The sequence below is a fragment of the Salinicola sp. CPA57 genome (assembly GCF_003206035.1).
Taxonomy (GTDB): domain Bacteria; phylum Pseudomonadota; class Gammaproteobacteria; order Pseudomonadales; family Halomonadaceae; genus Salinicola; species Salinicola socius.
In genome coordinates, this window is sequence record NZ_PZJR01000003.1 from 119005 (window position 1) to 142186 (window position 23182).

The 23182-nt window shown below is 61.8% G+C and carries 18 protein-coding genes and 1 tRNA gene; 11 read left to right on the top strand and 8 right to left on the bottom strand.

The window, feature by feature from the left end:
- Window positions 1-136: 136 nt before the first annotated feature.
- The 3 genes from DOM36_RS02880 to DOM36_RS02890 form a co-directional block, all read right to left on the bottom strand.
- Window positions 137-1387 (bottom strand): capsule biosynthesis protein CapA, encoded by a 1251-nt coding sequence (locus DOM36_RS02880; protein ID WP_110641256.1) that lies wholly within the window; start codon window positions 1385-1387, stop codon window positions 137-139.
- Window positions 1388-1774: 387 nt separating this feature from the next.
- On the bottom strand, window positions 1775-3562 hold the full coding sequence (ligB, locus tag DOM36_RS02885; RefSeq protein ID WP_110641258.1) for an NAD-dependent DNA ligase LigB: 1788 nt from the start codon (window positions 3560-3562) through the stop codon (window positions 1775-1777).
- Between the two features lie 305 nt (window positions 3563-3867).
- A complete protein-coding gene (locus DOM36_RS02890) occupies window positions 3868-6039 on the bottom strand; it encodes a carboxy terminal-processing peptidase (RefSeq protein ID WP_110641260.1) in 2172 nt (723 codons plus the stop codon).
- Between the two features lie 133 nt (window positions 6040-6172).
- Between DOM36_RS02890 and DOM36_RS02895 the strand changes: the two genes are divergently transcribed.
- The 11 genes from DOM36_RS02895 to DOM36_RS02945 all read left to right on the top strand — a co-directional run bounded on the left by DOM36_RS02895 (window position 6173) and on the right by DOM36_RS02945 (window position 18642).
- On the top strand, window positions 6173-7489 hold the full coding sequence (locus DOM36_RS02895; protein ID WP_110641262.1) for a M18 family aminopeptidase: 1317 nt from the start codon (window positions 6173-6175) through the stop codon (window positions 7487-7489).
- Between the two features lie 93 nt (window positions 7490-7582).
- Complete coding sequence (locus DOM36_RS02900) at window positions 7583-8497, top strand: LysR substrate-binding domain-containing protein (protein ID WP_110641264.1); 915 nt, start codon at window positions 7583-7585, stop codon at window positions 8495-8497.
- Window positions 8498-8599: 102 nt separating this feature from the next.
- Entirely contained in the window at window positions 8600-9520 is a 921-nt protein-coding gene (locus DOM36_RS02905; protein ID WP_110641266.1) for an N-carbamoyl-D-amino-acid hydrolase, read from the top strand.
- Between the two features lie 64 nt (window positions 9521-9584).
- On the top strand, window positions 9585-10991 hold the full coding sequence (locus DOM36_RS02910) for an amidohydrolase family protein (protein WP_110641268.1): 1407 nt from the start codon (window positions 9585-9587) through the stop codon (window positions 10989-10991).
- Window positions 10992-11028: 37 nt separating this feature from the next.
- Window positions 11029-12468 (top strand): D-aminoacylase, encoded by a 1440-nt coding sequence (locus DOM36_RS02915; RefSeq protein WP_110641270.1) that lies wholly within the window; start codon window positions 11029-11031, stop codon window positions 12466-12468.
- Window positions 12469-12557: 89 nt separating this feature from the next.
- Entirely contained in the window at window positions 12558-13697 is a 1140-nt protein-coding gene (gene dctP, locus DOM36_RS02920) for a TRAP transporter substrate-binding protein DctP (protein ID WP_110641272.1), read from the top strand.
- Complete coding sequence (locus tag DOM36_RS02925; protein ID WP_075570707.1) at window positions 13694-14254, top strand: TRAP transporter small permease; 561 nt, start codon at window positions 13694-13696, stop codon at window positions 14252-14254. The genes dctP and DOM36_RS02925 overlap by 4 nt, the downstream gene beginning before the upstream one ends.
- 57 nt (window positions 14255-14311) lie before the next feature.
- Complete coding sequence (locus tag DOM36_RS02930; protein ID WP_110641274.1) at window positions 14312-15628, top strand: TRAP transporter large permease; 1317 nt, start codon at window positions 14312-14314, stop codon at window positions 15626-15628.
- A gap of 80 nt (window positions 15629-15708) precedes the next feature.
- The gene (dgcN, locus tag DOM36_RS02935) at window positions 15709-16710 is read left to right on the top strand and encodes an N-acetyltransferase DgcN (protein ID WP_110641874.1); all 1002 of its coding nucleotides are present in this window, start codon (window positions 15709-15711) and stop codon (window positions 16708-16710) included.
- Window positions 16704-17684 carry an N-acetyl-D-Glu racemase DgcA gene (gene dgcA, locus DOM36_RS02940; RefSeq protein ID WP_075570705.1) on the top strand — a complete coding sequence of 327 codons (981 nt, stop codon included), beginning with the start codon at window positions 16704-16706 and terminating at the stop codon, window positions 17682-17684. Before dgcN ends, dgcA begins: the two co-directional genes overlap by 7 nt.
- Window positions 17685-17778: 94 nt before the next feature.
- Complete coding sequence (locus DOM36_RS02945; protein WP_075570704.1) at window positions 17779-18642, top strand: D-amino-acid transaminase; 864 nt, start codon at window positions 17779-17781, stop codon at window positions 18640-18642.
- A gap of 120 nt (window positions 18643-18762) precedes the next feature.
- On the opposite strand, the gene DOM36_RS02950 is transcribed toward DOM36_RS02945, so the two are convergent.
- The 5 genes from DOM36_RS02950 to pth form a co-directional block, all read right to left on the bottom strand.
- Window positions 18763-18839: transfer RNA gene (locus tag DOM36_RS02950), tRNA-Met, on the bottom strand.
- 361 nt (window positions 18840-19200) lie between these two features.
- A complete protein-coding gene (locus DOM36_RS02955) occupies window positions 19201-19800 on the bottom strand; it encodes a DUF4276 family protein (RefSeq protein ID WP_110641276.1) in 600 nt (199 codons plus the stop codon).
- On the bottom strand, window positions 19797-21008 hold the full coding sequence (locus DOM36_RS02960) for an AAA family ATPase (RefSeq protein WP_110641278.1): 1212 nt from the start codon (window positions 21006-21008) through the stop codon (window positions 19797-19799). The genes DOM36_RS02955 and DOM36_RS02960 overlap by 4 nt, the downstream gene beginning before the upstream one ends.
- A gap of 319 nt (window positions 21009-21327) precedes the next feature.
- Window positions 21328-22419: a redox-regulated ATPase YchF gene (ychF, locus tag DOM36_RS02965; RefSeq protein ID WP_075570703.1), complete on the bottom strand. Its 1092-nt coding sequence runs from the start codon at window positions 22417-22419 to the stop codon at window positions 21328-21330.
- Between the two features lie 159 nt (window positions 22420-22578).
- The gene (pth, locus tag DOM36_RS02970; RefSeq protein ID WP_075570702.1) at window positions 22579-23163 is read right to left on the bottom strand and encodes an aminoacyl-tRNA hydrolase; all 585 of its coding nucleotides are present in this window, start codon (window positions 23161-23163) and stop codon (window positions 22579-22581) included.
- Between the last annotated feature and the right edge of the window lie 19 nt (window positions 23164-23182).

Sequence of the window (23182 nt, forward strand, 5' to 3'; positions counted from 1 at the left end):
ACCAGGCGGCCGGGTGGCATTCACCTGGCCGCTTGTCGTTGGCAGGGGGCGTTGAATGGTCTATCTGCTTGGTCTATCCGATGGGGCTAGCCGAGCCGTCTGTTCGAGCGGAATCGATTCGAACGTATCGCCGACGTCAGGAGGCGACCGGGAGACGGGAATCCCACAGCAGTCGCTCGATCGGGGAGACGTTATCGGTCAGATGCGACACTGCGTTGACCACGGCGAGATCGATGCCTTCCCGACTGAAGAACCCGCCGTTGATCTGGGTGGCGTGAATGAGCACTTTGGCAAAGCTTCGAAACAACCGCCTGTCGGGACCGATGGGGTGGCGCCAGAAGTCATCCAGCGAGCTGGGTGAGATGAGCCCGGGCATGCGATAGATGGCCTGGCCGAGCACCACAGTCGGGCACTCGCTCTCGATCGCCATGAGGCCTTCGCTGCCGTTGATCGTGACCAGGCCCGACGCGTGCTCGATCAGCCGGTTCAGATCGCCTCCCGGCATGACGATCAGCCGGTCGCCAATCTCGGTTTCCCGGGCCAGACCCCGAAGGCGTCGCGCATCGCCCGACGAGAGGTCGCCTGCGCGGTCGATGACGACCAGCCGCGCACGTCCCGGGGCAAAGCAAGCGAAGGATCGGATGACGCGCTCCAGCGCTTCCCAGCGGTCGGCAAGGGACGAGTGCCATCGAATCCGCGGGTCTTCGGCGGGCTGCAGCGGGAAAAGATAGAACGGTCCGCCTTCGCCGATCAGCTTTCGGCAACGCTCCAGGGATCGGCGTCGATTCAGCGCCACGAGCTGCCTGAAAGTGCCGGGTGAGTGGCTGGCCCCGGGCAGCCTGGCATGGCCGCGGGTCTGCCAGAACATCACTGGATTGACGAGCTGTGCCAGGTGATAGCCGACATCATGCGCGGCGCGAGTGGTAAACGTCTGGCGAAAGGGGCGGGGCGGCAGGGCGTGGGGAATGGTCGGGCCGACACTGTGATACCACTCCGGATCCCGCGGAAGCAGTGAATAACCGTTGGCGCCCTCACGTTCCAGCGTGACCCAATGGGGGTGGAGATAGCCTGCCTCCAGAACGTGGCTACGTATCCCGCGCCGGCGGGCAACGGGGATCACGGCTCTGTGGGCGAGGCGGCAGTCGTCGAAGGCGACCTGATCGGTAATCTCGTGACGGCGCCACAGCTCGACAATGAACTCCCCCAGCATGGGCCACGGGTCACGAAAGGTCTCCGTCAGTTTCCCGTGCCAGATGGCTTGATCGCCGGTGCTGAAATTGACCTTGACGACCTTGTGGCCATCATCGGTGAGCCGCTGCCCTAGCTGATTGAAGAACGGGGAGCGGGGGCCTTGCAGGAACAGGAAAGCTCGCCTGGCCGGAAACATCGTGTCGATCCCTTACTGCGTCGATCTCTCCAGCGGCGATTCTTCCTGCATGAAGAGAAAGGCATTCAGGAATCGGCTGTCGTCGACATCGTTGTGGGGAAAACGCTTCAATGTCCTTCCCGGAGGGAACCCCGGATTCGGGGGTGGCATCGGGTCGTCAAGGGATCGAGTGCCTTGTGGGTCGACACATCGATGACTCGAGACGCTGATAGCTCGGAACTGATGGCTCGAAGCTTGGCGAGGTCGACACGTCGACCATGAGCGGACAGCACGCCGCCCGGCCCCGGGGTGGACACGATTCGACTATAAGGCGCCCTGGCTCCGCTGCCATGGCGCGTTTTGGTGAATCTGGCGGTGGTTTAAGTCGTGCCGGGAAGATGAAGCTTCTCAGCCGTCGGTGTCGTCCGCCGAGGAAGCGGGGAGGGAGGATAGCCAGGCATCGATGGTGGCGTCATGGAAAAAAGCTACCAGCTGTGCGCCGCGGATGGCGCCAATTCCCGCGAACGCTTGCCAGCCTGCGGTCGTTCGCTCACGCAACGTCGCCAGTGGCGCTTCCAGTGCCTTGTCGCGCACCGCTTCTGGAATCGGCGGCATGCCGAGCGCCACGAACCATTGCGTGCGGCTGCGGGCGTTCGCTGCCTGAAACGCGTGGATCCAATGCCGGGCACGAACCTCGTCAACCCCGGGTAGCTGCTGTAGTTGATCCGCACTCAGTTGTCGCCAGGCGAGCAGGTCGTCGACCAGGCCGGCGTCGACGAGTGCTGCCCAGCTGGCGGGACCGATGCCGTCCATATCCAGGCCTTCCTCGCTGCCAAGCCAGGTCAGACGAGCAAGAAACTGCTCGCGGCAGCCAGGGGTCAACGTCAAACAGGAGAGCGCGTCGTAGCGATCGACATCGGGAAGCTCCAGCGGTTCACGCGGCGTCGCCGGGATGACCACCTGCTCGACTCGAGGAATGGTAGCGCCGGCGAGAGAGAGCGACACCTGATCGCCGGGACGCACATCCAGCGTTTGCCAATTTGCCAGCGATCCCAGGCTTACCGAACTGACTTCACGGTCGTCGAGCTGTACCGGATCGAGCCGGGCAACGGGAGTCAGCCGACCGGTGCGACCGACCGATACGTCGATCGCTTCGACGACGGCCAGCGTTTGCGCCGCAGGGTATTTCCAGGCCATGGCCCAGCTCGGCGGTTCGGCTTGCCAGCGATCGCCGGAGGGCCGCTCGCTGCGCTTGATGACGATGCCATCGGAGGCGAACGGCAGCCGGGCGTGATACCAGTGATCCCGCCACTGCGCGACCTCGGATAACCGAGTCACCGTGCGGGTGTAATTGGCCGTGTCGGCGAATCCGAGCTGCGTCAGCTGGCGGAGTCGTTCCGCGCCTTTCCAGGGGCCATCCGGCCAGGCCCAGGCAAAGAAGCCGATCTTTCGGGCCGCTGACTCGGAAAGCGTCTGGCGATTCAGCAGCCCCGCCACTTGGGAGCGCGCAGAGACACCGCCGTCCCGGGCCTGAACATGATTCGGCAGGCGAAGATAGAGCTCTCCCTGCAGAGTCACCGGTTCGTCGGTCGTCAGATGTCGGGGAATGCTTTCGATCCGGCTGACCTGCCGCGTCCAGTCCTGGCCCTTCACGCCGTCGCCACGACTGATGGCGGTCTCGAGCTGGCCTTTTCGGTAGACCAGCGTCACGGCGACGCCGTCCACTTTGGGCTGGATCCAGAGCGTCTGGTCCGACTGGCGTGCAAGCCAGTGTCTGACGGCCTGGCGGTCAGGCAGCTTGTCGAGCCCGGTCTGGGCGAAAGGGTGGGTGAGTTCGTCACGGGCCGACGCCGGCGTTGGCTGGGGCGGCGGCGCTATGGTGGGGTCGAGGCATTGCCGCCAGTGTTGCCAGCGGCGTTTGGCCTGATCGTACACGCCGTCCTCCACGAGACGCTCGCCTTGTCGATAGTAGGCGTCGTCCCACACCTGCAGCTGTCGGCTCAGGGCATCGTAGGCGTGCTGCCGTTGCGCCCGTGTCGTACCGGGAGGGCACGACGTATCGCCCGTGCCGGCAACGACCGTGCTGGAATCGATCTTGCTGGAACCCATCTTGCTGGAAGGTGCCGTATCGGCATGGGCCGTCACCGACAGCCCCAAGCAGACGAAGGCCGTGGCCCGGATCAATGTCGCAATCATGGCGTCGCTCTCGAGTCTTCTAGAGGTTCAACGACCGATAAGCGATTTTCTGAACACCGATAGCCACAGGATGCGATGTGTCGAGGGCAATGCAATCCGTCGATTGACAAAAGGCCGACAAAAAAGGGCCTCGCGATTTGCGAGGCCCTTCATGTTTCGTGATTCGGTCGCTCATGGCTGGATAGTTCATGATGCGACGGTTCACGGGTCGACAGCTCATGGGTCGACAGCACCGGGAGGGGAGATGTCGCAGGCTCCAGTCTCGCGCCTCGGTCCTCATGGGTTCCGGACCGGGGCGCGATGGATCAGCTGGCGGACTTCAGTTGCACATAGTCCAGCAGGATCTGGGACGTTTCCTGCAGTTCGGCCCGATCGATGGGCTTGGCATCGTCGGAATCGACGGCTTCGTCGTCACCGCTGTCGCTCTTCTGGCCAGCACCGTCCTTTCGACCATTACCGTCCCTTTGGTCACGGCTTTCGGTCTTGGCGTCGCCGCTGGTCTGACCCGCTTCACTCGCGCCGTCATCGTCCTGATCTCGAGCATCGGTCCAATGATCGAGGGGCTCCATACCCAGCGCTTTCCGCCGCTGATTCTCGAGCGCCAGCTGCTCGGTTTCCTGAGCATCCATCTCGCGCTGACGCTGCGCCTTGTTGAGACTGATGCTGGTCTGCTGATCGCGTAGCCGCTTGCTCAGTTGCGCCTGCTTTTCCAGGTAGACGAAATCCGGGTCACTGGCGATGCGCTGCTCATGACGATCCTGAAGCGCTTCGAGATAGCGCCACGGTTCGCCGTAGAGACGATACTGCACCGGTCGAACGCGATCCCAGGGTAGGGCGTTGTCGAGTGCGCTTTCGCCGATCTCGTCCGGGTCGATCAGACTGGGATAGAGAATGTCCGGCTCGACACCGCGATGCTGGGTGCTCTCGCCGGAAATCCGGTAGAACTTGGCCCGGGTCAACTTGATCTGGCCATGGCTCAGGTCGCTCAGCGTCTGGACGGTCCCCTTGCCGAACGTTCGGCTGCCGATGATCAGGCCGCGACCGTAGTCCTGAATCGCGCCGGCGAAGATCTCGGAAGCGGAAGCGGAGAGGCGGTTGACCAGCACGGCGAGGGGGCCGTCGTAGGCTACCCCGGCGTCGGTATCACCGTAGAGATTGATGCGTCCCTGAGCGTCGCGAACCTGTACCGTGGGCCCCCGATCGATGAACAGGCCGATCATGGAATTGGCTTCCTGCAGCGCGCCGCCGCCATCATTGCGCAGATCGAGCACGATGCCTTCGACGCCCTGCGCCTTGAGCTTGTCGATCTCCTTGGCCACGTCGCGGGTGGTGCTGCGATAATCGGACTCACCGGCCTGCCAGGCATCGAAATCGACGTAGAATGCCGGCACGGTAATGATCCCGATCTTGTGCGTCTTGCCGTCGCGCTGAACGTTCTCGACCCGGCTGTGAGCGGCCTGGTCCTCGAGCTTGACGGTATCCCGCGTGATTCTGATGGTATGCGTACGGGTCACGTCGACGGCCTTGGCCGGAATGATGTCGAGTCGCACCGTCGAGCCTTTCGGACCGCGGATCAGATCGACCACTTCATCGAGGCGCATGCCGACCACATTGACCATGTCGCCATTTTCGTTCTGGCCCACGGCGACGATACGATCCGCCGGTTGCAGCACGCCGGCCTTGTCGGCGGGTCCGCCAGGGACCAGGCTCGAGACCTTGACGTACTCGCCATCGCTCTGCAGCAGCGCACCGATGCCTTCCAGCGACAGGCGCATCTGGATATCGAAAGACTCGCTCTGCTGGGGAGAGAAGTACTCGGTATGCGGATCGACGGTGCCGGTGACCGCCGCCATCAGCAGCACCAGAACGTCTTCGGCGTTGGTCTGACGGACGCGATTGAGCTGGTTGGCATAGCGGTCATGCAGCGTCTTCTGGATTTCGGCCGGGGATTGATCGTTCAAGGAGAGCGTCAGTGCGGCGTTCTCCAGCCGCTTGCTCCACAGCTCGTCGAGCGAGCTCTCGCTGCCCGCCCAGGGCGAATCCTCACGATCGAGGGCCAGGCGCTCGTTGCTGGTGTAGTCGTAGTCGATGCCCTGATCGACCTTGTCTACCAGCCATTGAAGTCGCGATTCCACCCGATCCTGATAGCGTGAATAGAATGCATAGACGCGGTCGAGATCACCCGCCTTGACGGCATCGTCCAGTGACGTCTCAAGCTCGCTGAAATTGTCGACGTCCCGCTGCAGAAGGTAGGCGCGTTGATCGTCCAGCACGTCCAACAGCCGCTGAAAGGCGCGCTTCGACCAGTCGTCGTCGAGGTCGACTCCCGAATAGGAGCCGTACTGCAGTGACTCGGCGACTTCGCTCGTCGCCTGACGCTGATCGTCCGTTGGGGTGGGACCGGCTAGCGCCGTGACGCTCCATGCCAGCAGTAGCAAACACATGGCCGCGTGCCTAGCGGCGACAGTCAGGGTCATCAATGAAGCACTCCCGGTTTCCTGTACACTCTCTATTCCCTAGAAGACCACCGGATCCATGAATCTTTTTCAGGTCCGGGGCTTATTGTAGCAGTCAGTTCACATGACTACAGATCGACATCCGAGGAAACCCATGTCAGACCACGCCGCCGACAAGGCTCTCGAGGATCGCTTGCTCGATTTCCTCCAGCGTTCGCCGTCCCCTTGGCACGCCACCGCCAATCTCGCGGAGAAACTCGAGTCGGCAGGATATCGGCCGCTCAAGGAAACTGACAGCTGGAAGTTAACACGGGGCGAAAAATATTACGTGACGCGCAACGATAGCGCCCTGATCGCGTTCCAGCTGCCGACGACCTCGCTCGATGCGATGCGCATGGTCGGCGCCCACACGGATAGTCCGGCGCTGCGCCTCAAACCGCAGCCGGCGATCGTCAACAAGGGCTGGCTACAGCTTGGCGTCCAGGTTTACGGTGGTGCGCTGCTGTCGCCGTGGTTCGATCGCGATCTCGGGATCGCCGGACGAGTCCACGTTCGCCGTGCCGATGGCGGCCTGCAGGGGGTCCTGCTCAACGTGGCCGAGCCGGTGGCGATCATTCCCAGCCTGGCGATCCATATGGATCGCGAAGCCAACAATGGGCGTGCGCTCAATCCGCAGACGCAGATGGCGCCGCTGCTGATGCAGGGCGGCGACGCGCCGGATTTCGATCGCTTGCTCAAGCAGTGGATCGAACGCGAACATGCGATCGAGGTAGCGGACATCGTCGATTTCGAGCTGGGGTTTTACGACGTTCAGCCGCCGGCCCGGATTGGCATCCACGGCGAAATGCTTGCCAGCGCCCGGCTCGACAATCTGCTCTCCTGCTTCATCGGGGTCGAGGCGCTGCTGGCGGCCGACGGTCAGCAGGGGGCGCTTTTCGTCGCCAATGATCACGAGGAAGTCGGTAGCGCCAGCGCCTGCGGCGCTCAGGGCCCGTTCCTGGCCGACGTGCTGCGACGCGTGAATTCAGCACTCGGCGAACCGGGAGACGAGGGCTTCGTGCGTCTGATTCAGCGCTCCCTGATGATCTCCTGCGATAACGCTCATGCCGTTCATCCCAACTTCGTGGACAAGCACGATCCGAACCACGGCCCGTCACTCAACGCGGGGCCGGTGATCAAGGTCAACGCCAGCCAGCGCTATGCTACCAATAGCGTTACCGGGGCACTCTTTCACGACATCTGCCGTGAGGCCGAGGTACCCGTGCAACAGTTCGTGACACGTGCGGACATGGGCTGCGGCAGCACCATCGGCCCGATTACCGCCACCGAGCTGGGCGTGCCCACCATCGACGTGGGCGTGCCGCAATTCGGCATGCATTCGATTCGCGAGACGGCCGGTACCCGTGATCCCGGTTATCTGATCCGCGCCTTGAAGGTATTTTTCAACCGGCCCGAGCTGGTGATCGATTGAGAACTTGATGTTCGTGTCGCGGATGTCGAGCTGGGCCAAGAATGGGTATCGGTTGTGCCGATGTCACGGTGGGCTTTGATGAGCGAGGCGGCAATGGCGTTGAATTTGCGGCAGATCGAGGTTTTCCGGGCGATCATGACGACCGGCAGCATCAGTGGCGCATCTCGCGTGTTGATGATCTCTCAACCGGCGGTCAGTCGGATGCTCTCTCACATCGAGCAGCGCATCGGTTTTCCGTTGTTCGAGCGCATCAAGGGGCGGCTCTACCCATCGCCGGAAGCTCGACGGTTATTTCGCGATGTGGAGAACGTCTATCGTGATGTGCAGCGAGTCAACAACACGCTCCACGACCTGACTCAGCGGCGTCACGGCGTCGTTCGCGTCGCGGCCAGTTCGAGTCTCGGCCACCAGGTAGTGCCGTGGGCGATCACCAGCTTTCGGGCAGAGCAGGATGTCCGTGTCAGTCTCGATTGCCAGCGGCATACGCAGCTGCGCGACCAACTGCTCGATCGTCAGGCCGACCTGGGCATTTCGCTGTTTCCGGTCAATCATCCCAACCTGGAAGCCAGCCCGCTGCATCGAGCGGGCATGGTTTGCGTTTGTCCGAGCGATCACCCGCTGGCGTCGCGCGAGAGGGTGCAATTGCCCGAACTCCGCCACTACGATCTGATCGGCTATGGCGCAGAAACACCGTTCGGGCAACATATCCGTTCGGCATTCGAGAGTGCCGGTGAGCCGTGGCGGCCAGCTACCGAGGTCGATTCCCCGCACTATGCCTGCGCCCTGGCCAATGCGGGTGCGGGCATCGCGCTGATCGACGAATTCACCTGGCAGGGGTTTCACAGCGAGCATTTGACCGCGGTGCCTCTGCCCGTCGAACAGCGGCTGATCGTCAGCCTGGTCTATCCGCGCACCGAGCCGCTTTCGCAGCTGGCCCACGATTTCATTTCACACCTCAAGGCGGCGTTCGTCCGCTTCAGCGCTACCGATACTTGCGTGCACCCGTAGATTAACCAAAAGTTATGGGTTGGCGATAAATCGGCATACGACACTTTCGCGTAAAACTCAGACACTGATCCGACCCATACAATCTCGATAGGCGGACAGGTCATGCGTGAACGGGTAATCGGCGCGGCTCAAATGGGCCCCATTCAGAAAAGCGATAGTCGTGAAGCGGTCGTATCGCGAATGCTGGCGTTACTGGACCGGGCTGCCGCCCAGGGCTGCGATCTGGTGGTCTATCCGGAATTGGCGCTGACGACCTTTTTCCCGCGATGGTATATGGAAGATCAGGCCGAGATCGACGGCTGGTTCGAGCGCGAGATGCCCAATGCGGCCACCCGCCCCCTGTTCGACCGGGCCCGCGAGCATGGCATCGCGATCTCTTTCGGCTATGCCGAGTTGACCCCCGAAGGACACCATTTCAACACGTCCATCCTCACCGACCGCCAGGGCCACATCGTCGGCAAGTATCGCAAGGTTCATCTACCGGGGCATGTGGAGTATGACGCCTCGCGTGACTTCCAGCATCTCGAGAAGCGGTACTTCGAACCCGGCGACCTTGGCTTCGAGACTTTCGACAACGAAGGCACGCTGATGGGCATGTGCATCTGCAATGACCGTCGCTGGCCGGAAACCTGGCGCGTGATGGGCCTGCAGGGCGTCGAACTGGTCATGCTGGGTTACAACACGCCGTCAGTGAACTCGCAGAATCGTGGCGAGGGCCTCAGCGAGCGGCTCTATCACTCCGAACTGTCGGTCACGGCGGGCGCCTACCAGAACGCGACCTGGGCCGTGGCCGTTGCCAAGGCCGGGGTAGAGGACGGCTTTCCGTTGATGGGGGGCACGATCATCGTCGATCCGGACGGATTCGTGGTTGCGCGCACCACCGGAGAGGGTGATGAGCTAATTGCCGCGCATTGCGATATGGAACGCTGTCAGTTCGGCAAAACGACCATCTTCGATTTCGCGCGTCACCGGCGCGTCGAGCACTACGGGCGAATTACCTCGCAGACGGGTGTCGAGCGCTAGCGGTTGCCGTGAGGAAAACCGCTCTCTCGACAACGACAATAACGACAATCGCCAAGGTGTGAACATGATCGAACGTTATGACGTCCTGCTGCGTAATGGCACCGTCGTCGACCCCGCCAACGGATTGCATGAAATCCGGGACATTGCGCTACGCGACGGGAAAGTCGCCGAGGTGGCGCCGACCATTGCCGGTGAGGCGAGACGCGAGCATGACCTGGCGGGACTCGTGGTGATGCCGGGTATCGTCGACATGCACGTACATCTATCCCCTTTTCTGGGCGGCGGCTGCGGCCATCGCATGCTGGCGAGGGCTGGCGTGACCACGGCGCTGGACATGGCCGGGCCCATCGAGGGCGTGGTCGATCTGGCGGCGCGCCACGGTTGTGGTCTGAGCATCGCCTGCGTCAATTATCTGCGTCCGGAACATACCATCGCCTCCGCCGACCCCGGCCGCGACGATATCGACGATGCCCTGACTCATGCCCTGAGCCAGGGCGCGATCGGCCTGAAGCTGCTGGGTGGCCATTATCCGTTGACCGCGGACGCCACGGCGCATGCCATCGAGGCGGCTGCCGGACAGGGTGCGTATCTAGCCTTTCATGCCGGCACGCAGTCTGCGGGCTCCAATATCGAAGGCATGCGCGAGGCATGCGAATTGAGTGCGGGCCATCCGCTACATCTGGCGCATATCAACAGCTACTGCCGCGGGCAGATCCGCGATGCCGTGTCCGAGGGCGAGGAGGCGTTGGCGCTGCTGGCCGCACATCCGCACATCCGCTCGGAGTCCTATCTCGCACCCTTCAACGGTGTCAGTGGCGAGTGTGTCGACGGCGTCCCGGGGAGTCGGCTGGCGGCTTTCGGACTCGAGCGTGGCGGGTATCCGGCCACCAGCGAGGGGATGGCCGAAGCGATTCTGGCGGGCTGGGCGCTGGTCAATCTCGAGCGCGAGGGGGTCGTCGACTTGGTAGATGGCCCCGAGGGTCTGGCCGCCTGGCGTGCCTGTGGCTCCAACATCGGCATCAGCTTTCGGGCCAATCCGCCGGAGCCGCGTCTGCGACTGGTCACGGCCACGCGTGGCGACGGGCGTTATGCGGTGGATGCCCTGGCCACCGATGGCGGCGGCATCCCGCGCAACGATATCGTCGCGCGAGGTCTCGCGCTGGTGCATCTGGATGCCTTGAGTCTCGAGGGCTTCGTGCGCAAGGCAAGTCTGCATCCGGCGAGAATCCTCGGGTTGCATGACAAGGGGCATCTGGGGATTGGTGCCGACGCGGATATCACGGTGCTCGACTTCGAACGCCGGCGCCCTGTCCTGACCTACGCGCATGGTCAACGGCTGCTCGATGGCGACGATGTCTTCGGCAGCGGTGGCCGTCTGATTACTACGCCGATGGGCGAGGCTGCGGTGCGTGCCGCCGGGCTCGACACGCTGGTCATCCAGCCGGGCACGATGCTGAAAAGCCCGCAATGAGACCACGTCGGTCATTCCACATCCTCAGGAGGACGATATGACATTCGATGTGATCATCCGTCGGGCTCACGTTCTGGATGGTACCGGTCGCAAGCCGTTCGTTGCCGACGTTGGCGTGAGCGGAGATCGAATCGTGGCGATTGGCGATCTGGACGCGACCGATGCCGCGCAAGTGGTCGAAGCGGAAGGGCGTTATCTTTCCCCGGGATTCATCGACGTTCATACCCATGATGATAGCTGCGCCATCCGCGAACCGGAGATGCTGCCCAAGATCACCCAGGGTGTCACCACGGTCATCGTCGGCAACTGCGGGATCAGCGCCTCGCCGGTGAAACTCGGCGGCAATGTCCCGGACCCGATGAATCTACTCGGCGAGGCGGACGACTTCTTTTCGACGTTCGAGGCATTCGGCGAGGCAATCGAATCGGCGGCCCCGGCGGTGAACGTGGCGGCGTTGATTGGGCATACTACGCTGCGCGCCGGGGTGATGGATCGATTCGACCGGGCCGCCAGCGATGAAGAGATCCTGGCGATGCGTCAGACGCTGCGCACGGCGCTGCGTGCCGGCGCGATCGGCCTCAGTACCGGCCTGGCCTATACCAACGCGCGTCAGGCGCCGGCCGGTGAGGTGAAGGCGCTGGTCGAGGTAGTCGGCGAAGAGGGGGGGATCTACACCACCCATATGCGCAACGAGCGCGAGCTGCTGTTCGAGGCGATGGATGAGGCGTTCGACACGGCCCGGCATGGCGGTGTGCCGCTGGTGATATCGCATTTGAAGTGTGCCGACGTCGACAACTGGGGCAAGAGCGAGCACGCCATCGAGAAGCTCGAGGCGGCTGCGGCCGAGCAGCCTTGCAACTGTGACTGTTACCCCTATTCGGCCTGCTCGACGACGCTCGATCTGTGGCGGGTCTCGGACGAGTTCGAGATCCTGATTACCTGGTCGAAGCCGCATCCCGATCAGAGCCGACGTCTGTTGACCGACATCGCCGCGGAATGGGCCGTGGATCTGACGGAAGCGGCACGCCGCCTGATGCCGGCCGGAGCGATTTATCACAACATGAATGAGCAGGATGTGCGTCGCGTGCTGGCGCATCCGTTGACCATGATCGGCTCCGACGGGCTGCCCAGCGACCCCAATCCGCATCCCCGATTGTGGGGGAGTTTTCCACGCGTCATCGGCCACTATTGCCGTGACGAGGGGCTGCTCGACCTGCCGGAAGCGATTCGCAAGATGACCTCGATGTCGGCGGCGCGTTTCGGGCTGACCGACCGTGGCGTGATTCGCGAGGGTGCGTTTGCCGACCTGACGCTGTTCGATTTCGATACGATCCGTGAGGGCGCCAGCTTCGTCGCGCCGACGACGCCTGCGGTCGGTATCGACTGGGTCATGGTCAACGGGCAATCCACCTGGGTCGATGGCGATGTCCGCAACCGCGCAGGGCGCCTTCTGCGGGGCGAGGGAGGGATCGGATAACTTACGTCATTAACGTGAGGTTATGGCCCGTCGACAAAAAGGTATGAGACAGGCGCGTGTGACATCGATGATTATTTTCTGACAGCTTGATGACGACGAGCTGTGACGGCAACGACAACGACAACGACAACGAGGTTTTCCCCATGCCTTTGATGAATCCGCAATCTCTCCCGTGGCGCCGTCTCATGTCGGCGGCCGCCTTCACCCTAACCCTGGGAGCCGGCCTGGCTGCCACGCCCGGCGCGGTTACCGCCGCGGAAACGCTAACGTATGCGACCAATACTGCACCGAACGGCCTGCGCGGCGCTGCCGAAAAAGGCTTTCTGGATGCCCTGAACGAGGTTTCCGGTGGCGAGATCGAGGTAGTGCCTTACTGGGGGGCCTCGGTCATGCAGGGTGATGAAATCCTTGGTGGCGTCAGCAATGGTGTCGCTGACATGGGTTATATCAACATCAATTACTATCCCAATCGGCTGCTGCTGAACGGGGCGTTCCAGCTGTTCCCCGCGGGGCCGGAGAACTACGCCGACATCATGTCGGTCTACCATGCCGTCTACGATCGGGTGCCAGAGCTAAGCGAGGAATTCGCCAGGCAGGGCCAGCACATCATCTATATCTACCCCTATCTTCCCTACGCCGGCGTCTTTCGCGAACCTGTGACGTCGTTCGATGACTTCAGAGGCAAACGGGTGCGCGCGTCCAGCCAGTGGATGCTCAATCTCCTCGGCGACCTGGGCGCAACGCCGGTATCGGTGCCCTGGAGCGACACCTATCAGTCGCTGCAATCGGGTGCCATCGACGGCGTCTTCACCAATTACGACAGCCTCAACCGCACGGGCATGGACGAGGTTGCACCGAATATCCTGACGTCACGCCGCTTGTGGTTGGCGGTGCCCATGATCCTTACCATCAATCAGCGCAAGTGGGACGCCATGTCTGAGGAGATGCGGGGCTGGTTCGAGCAAGCCGCTGCGCAGGCGGAGAAAACCTTCGGCGAGTACTACGCCAACGAGTTTGATCGCATCGTCGAGGTGCAGAAAGAGGCAGGTTACACCGTCACCGCAGCCTCCGCCGACGATATCGAGAAGTTCGTTTCGCTACCGGCAGTTGAAACCAATCGCCAGAGCTGGATCCAGAGCGCCGAGGATGCCGGCGCCGAGGACCCGGCGCGAATCATCGAGGAGATGAAAACGATCATCGACGACGGTTCGGCGGCGGGCGACTCATGAATAGCGACTCGAACGCCGGTTCTCGGGCGCATGCCGAGGTCACGCCGTCCCGTTTGACATCGGCCAATCGTCAGGCGCCTAGGCCGCGCCTGATGACCCGGCTGAATCAGAGTCTGGCTGAGCTGTGTGGCTGGCTGTTGATCCTGGTGGTGCTGTTCATGATCGCCGATCTGGTGGCGCGGGGCTTTTCGCGTCCTCTCTACGGCGTCTCCGAATTGGCCATGTTCACGATGATTGCGGTGGTGTACCTCGGTCTGTCGCATGCCGAAGAGCGGGATGCGCATATCCGGGTCGAGTTCCTGACCGACAAGCTCAGTGGCACCGCGGCGCGCCTGTTGACGGGCTTCATCACGCTGGTGTCGCTGGTGACGGTGGTCATCGTGGCGTGGGCGGTATGGACCAACGCCGTCGGTGCCTGGGAGAGTCGCCAGGCAATAGCCGGGCCCCGGCCGATTCTGGTCTATCCGGTCAAGTTCGTGATGTTTGCTGCGCTGGCGCTTTACGGACTGCAGCTATGTCGCCGGCTGATCGCACAGTTCCGGCCCGAGAGTTCGTGAAAGCCGAGAAGCTTGCACCTCCTGGTTTCTGACTTTTCTTCTGCTACGGATATCATCATGGACTTTACGCTAGTCGGCGTCGTTGGTGTCGCGGCATTACTCGTACTTCTTGTACTGGGTGTCCCTCTGGCGATCAATTTCCTGCTGGTCGCTTTCATCGGAATCGCTACGCTTCTCACCCCCTTCAGCGCCACTTCACTGCTGGGAGATACCATGTATACGGCGATCGCTTCGCCGACCTTCACGGTGCTGCCGTTGTTCGTCTTGATGGGAGCGCTGGCTGCGGCCAGCGGATTCGCGGAGCTGGCGTACAAGGGTTTGCATCGGGCGACCGCGCGCATTCCCGGTTCGCTGGCGGTCGCGACGGCTTTCGGCAGCGCGGCGTTCTCGACCGTCTGCGGATCTTCTCTGGCAACGGCTAGCGTGTTCGGGCGCATCGCCTATCCGGAGATGCGTCGTTATCAATATGACAAGCGCTTCGCACTGGGCAGTATCGCCTGTGCGGGTTCGTTCGCGGCGATGATCCCGCCCAGCGGCATGTTCATTCTGTTCTCGATCTTCACCGGCGTGCCGGTAGGGCAGCTCTTCATCGCCGGCATCGTGCCGGGCGTATTGACTGCACTGGTCTACGCAATCTCGATCGTGTGGCGTGCCAAGCGCAATCCGGCACTGGCGCCGATGCTGGAGGAGGAGCATCGGATCATGCTGCGAGATCGCGTGCGCGGCATCTTCGATCTGTGGCAGATCCTGCTGCTGGGCGGCGTGGTGATCGGCGGCCTTTACGGTGGGCTGTTCACGGCGACCGAAGCCGGTGCGGTCGGGGCGCTGGGGGCGATCATCCTGGGCGTGGCGACCGGTCCGCTGCGCTCGCTCGACAAGCTGCGCGGGGCGCTGAGGGAGTCGGCCGGGATCACGACCACACTGTTCTTCATCATCGTGGCGGCGCTGTTCTTCAGTCGATTTCTGGGGCTGACGCGAATTCCGTTCGAGATCACGAACTTCATGACCTCCTGGGATGTGCCGTCATGGATGGTGCTGGGGTTGATTCTCATCATCTGGTTCCTGATGGGGATGGTCGTGGTTCCGGCGGCGGCGTTCGCCTTGACGCTGCCGATCCTGTTTCCCATCGTGGTGGAGCTGGGTTATGAGCCGATCTGGTTCTGTATCATTGCCATGAAGATGTGCGAGATTGCAGGAGTGACGCCGCCGGTCGGGCTCAACGCCTTCGCCCTGGCCGGCGCTGCGGGCAAGGACGTCAAGATCAGCGAAGTCTTCGCGGGTGTCTGGCCATTCGTGGCGTGCGATCTGATCATCCTGGCACTGTTGCTGGCGTTCCCCGCCATCTCGCTGTGGCTACCGCAGAGTATGATGTAGCGAACCACAATGTTGCGTTGCAGCGCATCGTCACGACGGAAGAAGCGCCGTCGGTATCTATTCATCAGAGACAAGACAACATGCTCAAGACTCCCTATCTGTTGTTCCTGGGCGATGTGCCCGATCCGCTATCCGCCAAGGTCGCCCAGGGCATTCGTGACTGGCGCCCGGAGTATGCGTTGGGGCAGTACCGGCTTCCCGGTTGCCAGGCTGACATGAAGCTTCCGGATCTCGACATCGGTGCGGCGGTGGCCCAGGGGGCCAGAACGCTGGTGATCGGCGCGGCCAATCGCGGTGGGGTGATTTCCCGCAGCTGGATCGCGGTGCTCGAGGAGGCGCTGGCCGCGGGGATGGATATCGCTTCCGGCTTGCACAATCTGCTGCGCGACGAGCCGGAACTGGTGGCGGCGGCCGAGAAGCACGGCGGGCGTCTCATCGACGTGCGTGTGCCCCAGGTCCAGTATCCGATCGGTGACGGCAAGAAGCGCAGTGGCAAGCGTTGCCTGGCCGTGGGTACCGACTGTTCGATCGGCAAGATGTACACCGCCCTGGCGCTGGACATCGCGCTGCGCGAACGCGGCGCCAAGTCGAGCTTCCGTGCCACCGGTCAGACCGGCATCCTGATCACCGGTGAAGGCGTGCCGCTGGATGCCGTCATCGCCGACTTCATGGCCGGTTCGATCGAATGGCTGACGCCGGACAACGATGACGATCATTGGGACATCATCGAAGGGCAGGGCAGTCTGTTCCATCCTTCCTACTCCGGCGTCACCCTGGCGTTGATCCACGGTGGTCAGCCGGATGCGCTGATTCTGTGCCACGAACCCACTCGCACGCATATGCGCGGCTTGCCGCATTACTCGTTGCCGACGCTTGAACAGCTGCGCGATACGGCGCTGCCGCTGGCGCAGGTAGTGAATCCGGCGTGCCAGGTCGTCGGTGTTTCGGTCAATACTGCCGGCATGGCGGTCGACGAGGCCGATCGCTATCTGGCGGCACTGGAAACGCGCATGGGGCTGCCCTGCGTCGATCCCTATCGCCAGGGCGCGGATCGGCTGGCGGAGGCGGTGTTGGCATGCTGAGTCTCAGCGTCGAGGAGCAGGTATTCCCGCTTGCCGAAGTCTTCACCATCTCCCGTGGCTCGCGAACCGAAGCGCATGTCGTGGTCGCGACGTTGAACGATGGAACGCATACCGGGTGCGGCGAATGCGTGCCCTATGCGCATTACGGCGAGTCGGTCGATAGCGTGATTGCCCAGATCGAGTCGATGCGCGATGCCTTGGCAAACGGCATGGACCGCCTTGCGTTGCAATCGCGACTGCCGGCCGGTGCCGCGCGTAACGCGCTCGACTGCGCATTCTGGGATCTGGAAGCCAAGACCGCCGGCAAGCCGGTCTGGGAACTTGCCGGCATCGACGCGCCCAAAGCCGAGATCACGGCCTTTACGCTATCCCTGGACACGCCCGACGTCATGCGCGAGAAGGCCAGGCGCCACGCCGCCCGGCCGTTGCTCAAGCTGAAACTGGGCGGCGAGGGCGATATCGAGCGCCTCGAAGCCGTTCGTGAAGGCGCGCCGCAAGCACGGATCATCGTCGACGCCAACGAAGGCTGGGATCGAGCAGCCTACCAACGTCTGGCACCGGCACTGATGGCGCTTGGCATCAGCATGGTCGAGCAACCGCTACCGGCTGGAGACGACGCGCCGCTGGCGGAGGTCGAACGACCGCTGCCGGTCTGCGCCGACGAGTCCTGTCACGATCGCGGCTCGCTGCCGAACCTGGTGGGTCGCTATGACATGATCAATATCAAGCTCGACAAGACCGGCGGCCTGACCGAGGCGTTGGCGCTCAAACAGGAAGCGCTGGCCCAAGGGTTCGGGATCATGGTCGGCTGCATGGTGGGTTCGTCGCTGTCGATGGCGCCGGCGTTGCTGGTGGCCCAGGGCGCGGCCGTGGTCGATCTCGACGGGCCGCTGTTATTGGCGCGGGATCGTGATCACGGCATGCGTTTCGACGTCGAGGGTGTACACCCGGCGACCCCGGCGCTATGGGGTTGAGCTGTCGTCAAGGCAGGGCTGAACGCTCTACTCCGTCGCGAGGTTCAGTGACGATCGACATGAACATGAACGCTGATATTAGAGACAGCATGAGATGACACAGCGCACGGTCTACGTGAATGGCGACTATGTCGCGGAACAGGACGCCAAGGTGTCGGTCTTCGATCGCGGGTTTCTGCTCGCCGATGGGGTCTACGAGGTTTCTTCGGTCCTGGATGGCAAACTGATCGATTTTTCGGGGCATATGCAGCGTCTGAAGCGCTCGGCCGGGGCGCTCGAGTTGGCATTGCCGTGGGACGACGAGGCGCTGCTGACGATCCACCGCGAGTTGATCCGTCGCAACGCGCTGGAGGAGGGAATGGTCTACCTGCAGCTGACGCGGGGCAGCGCTGGCGATCGGGAGTTTCACTATCCCGGCGCCGACACGCCGCCGACGCTGGTGCTGTTCACCCAGGCCAAGGCGCTGATCGCCGGCCGGAGTGGCAACGATGGCATTCGCATCGCGACGCAGCCCGACTGGCGGTGGGCACGGAGAGACATCAAGACGGTGCAGCTGCTCTATCCGGCAATGGCCAAGATGGCGGCGAAAGCGGCTGGCGCCGACGACGCCTGGCTGGTCGAGAACGGCGTGGTGACGGAAGGGGCTTCCAACAACGCCTGGATATTGACTCAGGACGGCGTGCTGGTGACGCGAGAGCTGTCCCACGCCATCCTGCCGGGGATCACCCGCGCCGTCGTCCTTGAGCTCGCCGAGGCGCTGTCGCTGCGGGTCGAGGTGCGAGCGTTCAGCGTCGAGGAGGCCCAAAATGCCAGAGAGTGTTTCGTGACCTCGGCATCCTCTTTCGTCACGCCGGTCGTCGCGATCGACGATATCGCGGTCGCGGACGGTCGGCCGGGTCAAGTGACCCGACAGCTGCGCGACGCTTATATCGAGGAGAGCCGACGCCGCGCGATATGAAGCGCGGTCGAAGGCCCTGCAACAAAGCCCTGCAAGAAATCCCGTACCAAAGCCTGGCCAAAAACCTGCAAGACAGTCTCGTACGAAAGAGCCCGCCNNGGCGGGCTCTTTCGTGATATCTGGTGGCTACGCCCTGATTCGAACAGGGGACCCCATCATTATGAGTGATGTGCTCTAACCAGCTGAGCTACGTAGCCTCGGGGCTGTCATCGTCATCCGACAACGGTTGCGAATACTACCATAACCTGATGAAACGTCAATAATTTCTTGGGTTTGATCTCGACAATGGCCTTTGGATGACAGCTAGGCGTCTCGAGGGAATAGTGCTTCGGCCAGGGAACGCAAAGCCGCCAACACAGAAATTTAGCCGGCACATCAGGCATCGTAAGGAAATGCTGAATAAATCGACGAGCGAGATGAAGCGCGAGGTGCATGGAACGCAGGAAACGAGACCTAATGAAGTTAGGTGAGTTTTCGAGTACCACGCAACGAAGCGATTCGCTCGCGCGGGCATTTATGCAGCGTTTCCCTAAAGATGGTGATAAGAAATACCCTGCTTCAATTGCCGTTCAAATCTACGATGTTGACTTGCCATTCTTTGCACAGCTTGCGGAATGAACGACTGTTGTCAAATGCTTGTTGCAGGTCGAAATATGCCGTGAAAGCGGGTTGATCTAGCACTTCGCTGTAGGTTCCGCCCTCCATGTTCCGGCGCAGCCAACCCTTCGCGTCTCGCGGCGTCTCTGCATCGACTTGGGCATCAGCCGGGTAGCGGAATCCCCGGTGTCCGTCGAGTGATGGGGCTGCCGCAATGAACCAAGCTTCGTATTCGCGCTTGGCCAATACCACCGAAAGGCGCCGGTGCGGCAAATGCTGCCTCGCACGCCGATAGACCTCGGCTGCCAAGGTGGCTGGACAGTCGTCATCGGCGTCCAAAACCACCAGAATCCATCCCTGCTCGCCGCATTTGGCGGCCGCCAGTAACAGTTGCTTGCGAAACTCCTCTTCGCGATTGAGAAAACGGTCCCTGTGAACCCGAATCGGTGGGAGCGCATGCGCGTAGTCACAGCCCGGACGCCATGCGTTCAGACGACGCAGCAAAACCGGCAAGGCGTCAACTTCGCCATGGCCCTCCACAATGCTGGCGACTGGGATCATGCAGACTCCATTTCGCTGAAAAGATCCCCAGAGGCCGCCTTGTCCTGGCGTTCTATACTGTCTCGGTCGGGTGCCAGTTGGTTCATGCGTAGCAGTTCGCCAGCCGAGAACAGATGCTCCCGCATAACTTGGCGTGAGCCTTCGTCCAGTGGCGCAACCTTTGTTTCGCCCGCCTCAGACACAACGGCCAGCACGGCATCCGCGTCGATACTGCGGTCATCCAGTAGGTCTGGACTGTGACTAGTCACCAGAACTTGTGTGGTTTCAGAAGCGCGCACCAATGCCTCGCGAAGTGCGGCGCTAGCTGCCGGATGCAGGGCAGTTTCAGGTTCCTCGATGCCGATCAATGTCGGTGAATAATCCACATTACCCTGTAACAACGCGGCCAGAACGCCCAGTGCGCGTAGGGTGCCATCGGACATATTTTGAGCAAGGAAACGCCAGGGATGTTTGGAGCCGGCCATGTCCTGACGAAACTCCAGCGTTTCCATTGGCCCAATGGGCTTGCGCTCCACGCCATGCACCATAGGCGCCACGGAGTGCAAGTATTCCTCTATCAGCGTCATCTGGGCAGGTGCTATCTTTTCCAAATGCCCGATTACGCTGGCGATGTTCTCCCCGGCAGGCCGCAACAGCCTGCCATCTTGGGGTTTCTGTAATTCGCGCATCAGTTTTGGGTTGAGGTTATAGAAGCCCATCGCCGTCAATGCATCGAAGACCGGGCGGAAGTCCGTCAGGCCCGAGGCTGCCACCAATGCCAATCTGTCCGCAGTTACCGAGGGGAAGGTGGTCTCGCTGCTATCTCGAAGCTTGCCTTTCTCAATGCGGAAGAATGGACCCTTGCCGATGCCAGCGACAACGCATTCCTCTCGCTGCACCTCGTAACCGCCATTCTTCAACGCCCCGATAACGAAGCCATAGTGCCCAACTTGGCCGCCTTGCATGACGAACTCGATTCGAAGTGCGAAATGCGTAGGATGACCTCCGCTACGCCGGCGAACCTCGTTGATGCCGCCCCGTTCGTTCAGAGCACTATCCAGTGAATTGGAAAGCGCGTCGCGCACGAAATGCAGGGCATCCATGAAATTGCTCTTGCCTGCGCCGTTGTGACCCACCAAGTAGGTCAGCGGGCGCAAACTCACGTCGCAATAGCCGATGCTCTTATAGTTGCGAACGGCGACGCGGCTAATAAAAGGGGGCTGTGTCATGTTTTTCTCTCCGCGTCAGACTTTGAACATCTTCGTCACCTAGTCCCTAAGTGATTGATGGCCTCTACCGCGAACCGCCTGAGGCCGGGCTTGGGGAGCAGGCGCGAGATATCGCCTTTGGACATCGCACAGGCGCCGGACGATTTCATTAAACCACGACAGCACTGCTACCGATAACGTTTGCCGCCAGTGGGTTTGACCACCAGAAAGAAAGCCCCCGCCTTCTGAAAGCCTCCTGTCCTTGGCTAGTAGGCTTGGCTGACCTGATTTTCGGGACCTCAATGAACAATAGGACCGCTACTGCATTCCGAGAAAATCCTCAGACGTTGAAACGAAAATGCATCACGTCGCCATCCTTGACGATGTAGGTCTTGCCTTCGAGACGCCACTTGCCGGCATCCTTGGCGCCACTTTCGCCGCCCAGCGCCACGAAGTCCTCGTAGCCGACCACTTCGGCGCGAATGAAGCCCTTCTCGAAGTCGGTGTGAATCACGCCGGCCGCTTGCGGGGCGGTCGCGCCGACCTTGACCGTCCAGGCACGGACTTCCTTCACGCCAGCGGTAAAATAGGTCTGTAATCCCAGCAGGCCGTAGCCGGCGCGAATGACGCGATCGAGCCCGGGTTCTTCCATGCCCATCTCGTCGAGGAACATGGCACGCTCCTCGTCCTCGAGCTCGGCGATCTCCGCTTCCAGCTTGTTGCAGACCGGCACCACGACGGCGTTTTCGGTGGCGGCAATCTCGCGCACGATATCCAGGTGAGGGTTGTTCTCGAATCCGTCCTCGTTGACGTTGGCGATATACATGGTCGGCTTGAGTGTCAGGAAGCCGAAGCTGCGCAACTGATACTGTTCGTCGGCGTCGAGACCGAAACTGCGCAGCGGCTGGCCCTCGGCCAGATGCGGCTGGATCCGGTCGAGGATCGCCTTGGTGGCGATCGCTTCCTTGTCGCCGCCCTTGACCACACGGGTCAGGCGCTGGATGGAGCGCTCGACGGCATCGAGATCGGCCAGTGCCAGCTCGAGGTTGATGGTTTCGATATCGGCGGTCGGGTCGACCTGGTTGGCGACATGGATGACGTTGTCGTCGTCGAAGCAGCGCACCACATGGGCGATGGCATCGGTTTCCCGGATATTGGCGAGAAACTGGTTGCCTAACCCCTCACCCTTGGAAGCACCCTCGACCAAGCCGGCAATATCGACGAATTCCATCGTGGTCGGCACCACTTTTTCCGGCTTGACGATTTCGGCGAGCCGGTCGAGACGCGGGTCGGGCATCGGCACGATACCGGTGTTGGGCTCGATGGTGCAGAACGGGAAGTTCTCGGCGTCGATGCCCGATCGCGTCAACGCATTGAAGAGAGTCGACTTGCCAACGTTGGGCAGGCCGACGATGCCGCAATTGAAGCCCATAATGAGATCCTGAGAACAGTATGATTCCGGGTACGGTTCGATCCGAGAAACGAACGCAAGGCATGAAAGTGAATGGCGGGCATTCTACGGGACACGAGGGGTGGGGGCCAGACTCTTGAATGGCGACGCACGAGCTGTCCGTCACGAACGACGAACGAGTCAGTCAGGCTTGAAACTGTGCAGGCGGTTCATCGCTTTGGCCCAGTTGCCGGCGAGGGCGTCGGGCAGCGTGACCTGGATCTCATCGATGGCATCATCGATGGCGTGGCGCTCCGTTTTGGCGGGAGAACCGAGAACGTAGTGCGTTACCTGCTTGGCACTGCCAGGGTGGCCAATGCCGATACGCAAGCGATGGAAGCCGTTATTGTTACCCAGCGCGCTGACGATATCGCGAAGGCCATTGTGGCCGCCGTGGCCGCCGCCGGTCTTGTAACGGGCATAGCCCGGATCGATATCGAGTTCGTCGTGGGCGACGAGAAGTTCGTCCGGCATGATCTTGAAGAACTGACACAATGCCGCTACAGAGGCGCCACTGCGATTCATGAAGGTGGTGGGATTGAGCAGATGCAGATCATGCTCGCCCAGTCGGATCCTGGTGTACAGACCCAGAAACTTGCGCTCGGAGCGCAGCGTTTCCGCTGCGCCCCTCGCAAGTTGCTCGACCAGCCAGGCGCCGGCATTGTGACGGGTGTTTTCGTATTCCGGCCCGGGGTTGCCGAGACCGATGATCGCTTTCACTGCCATGCCGACTGCCTGTTATCCG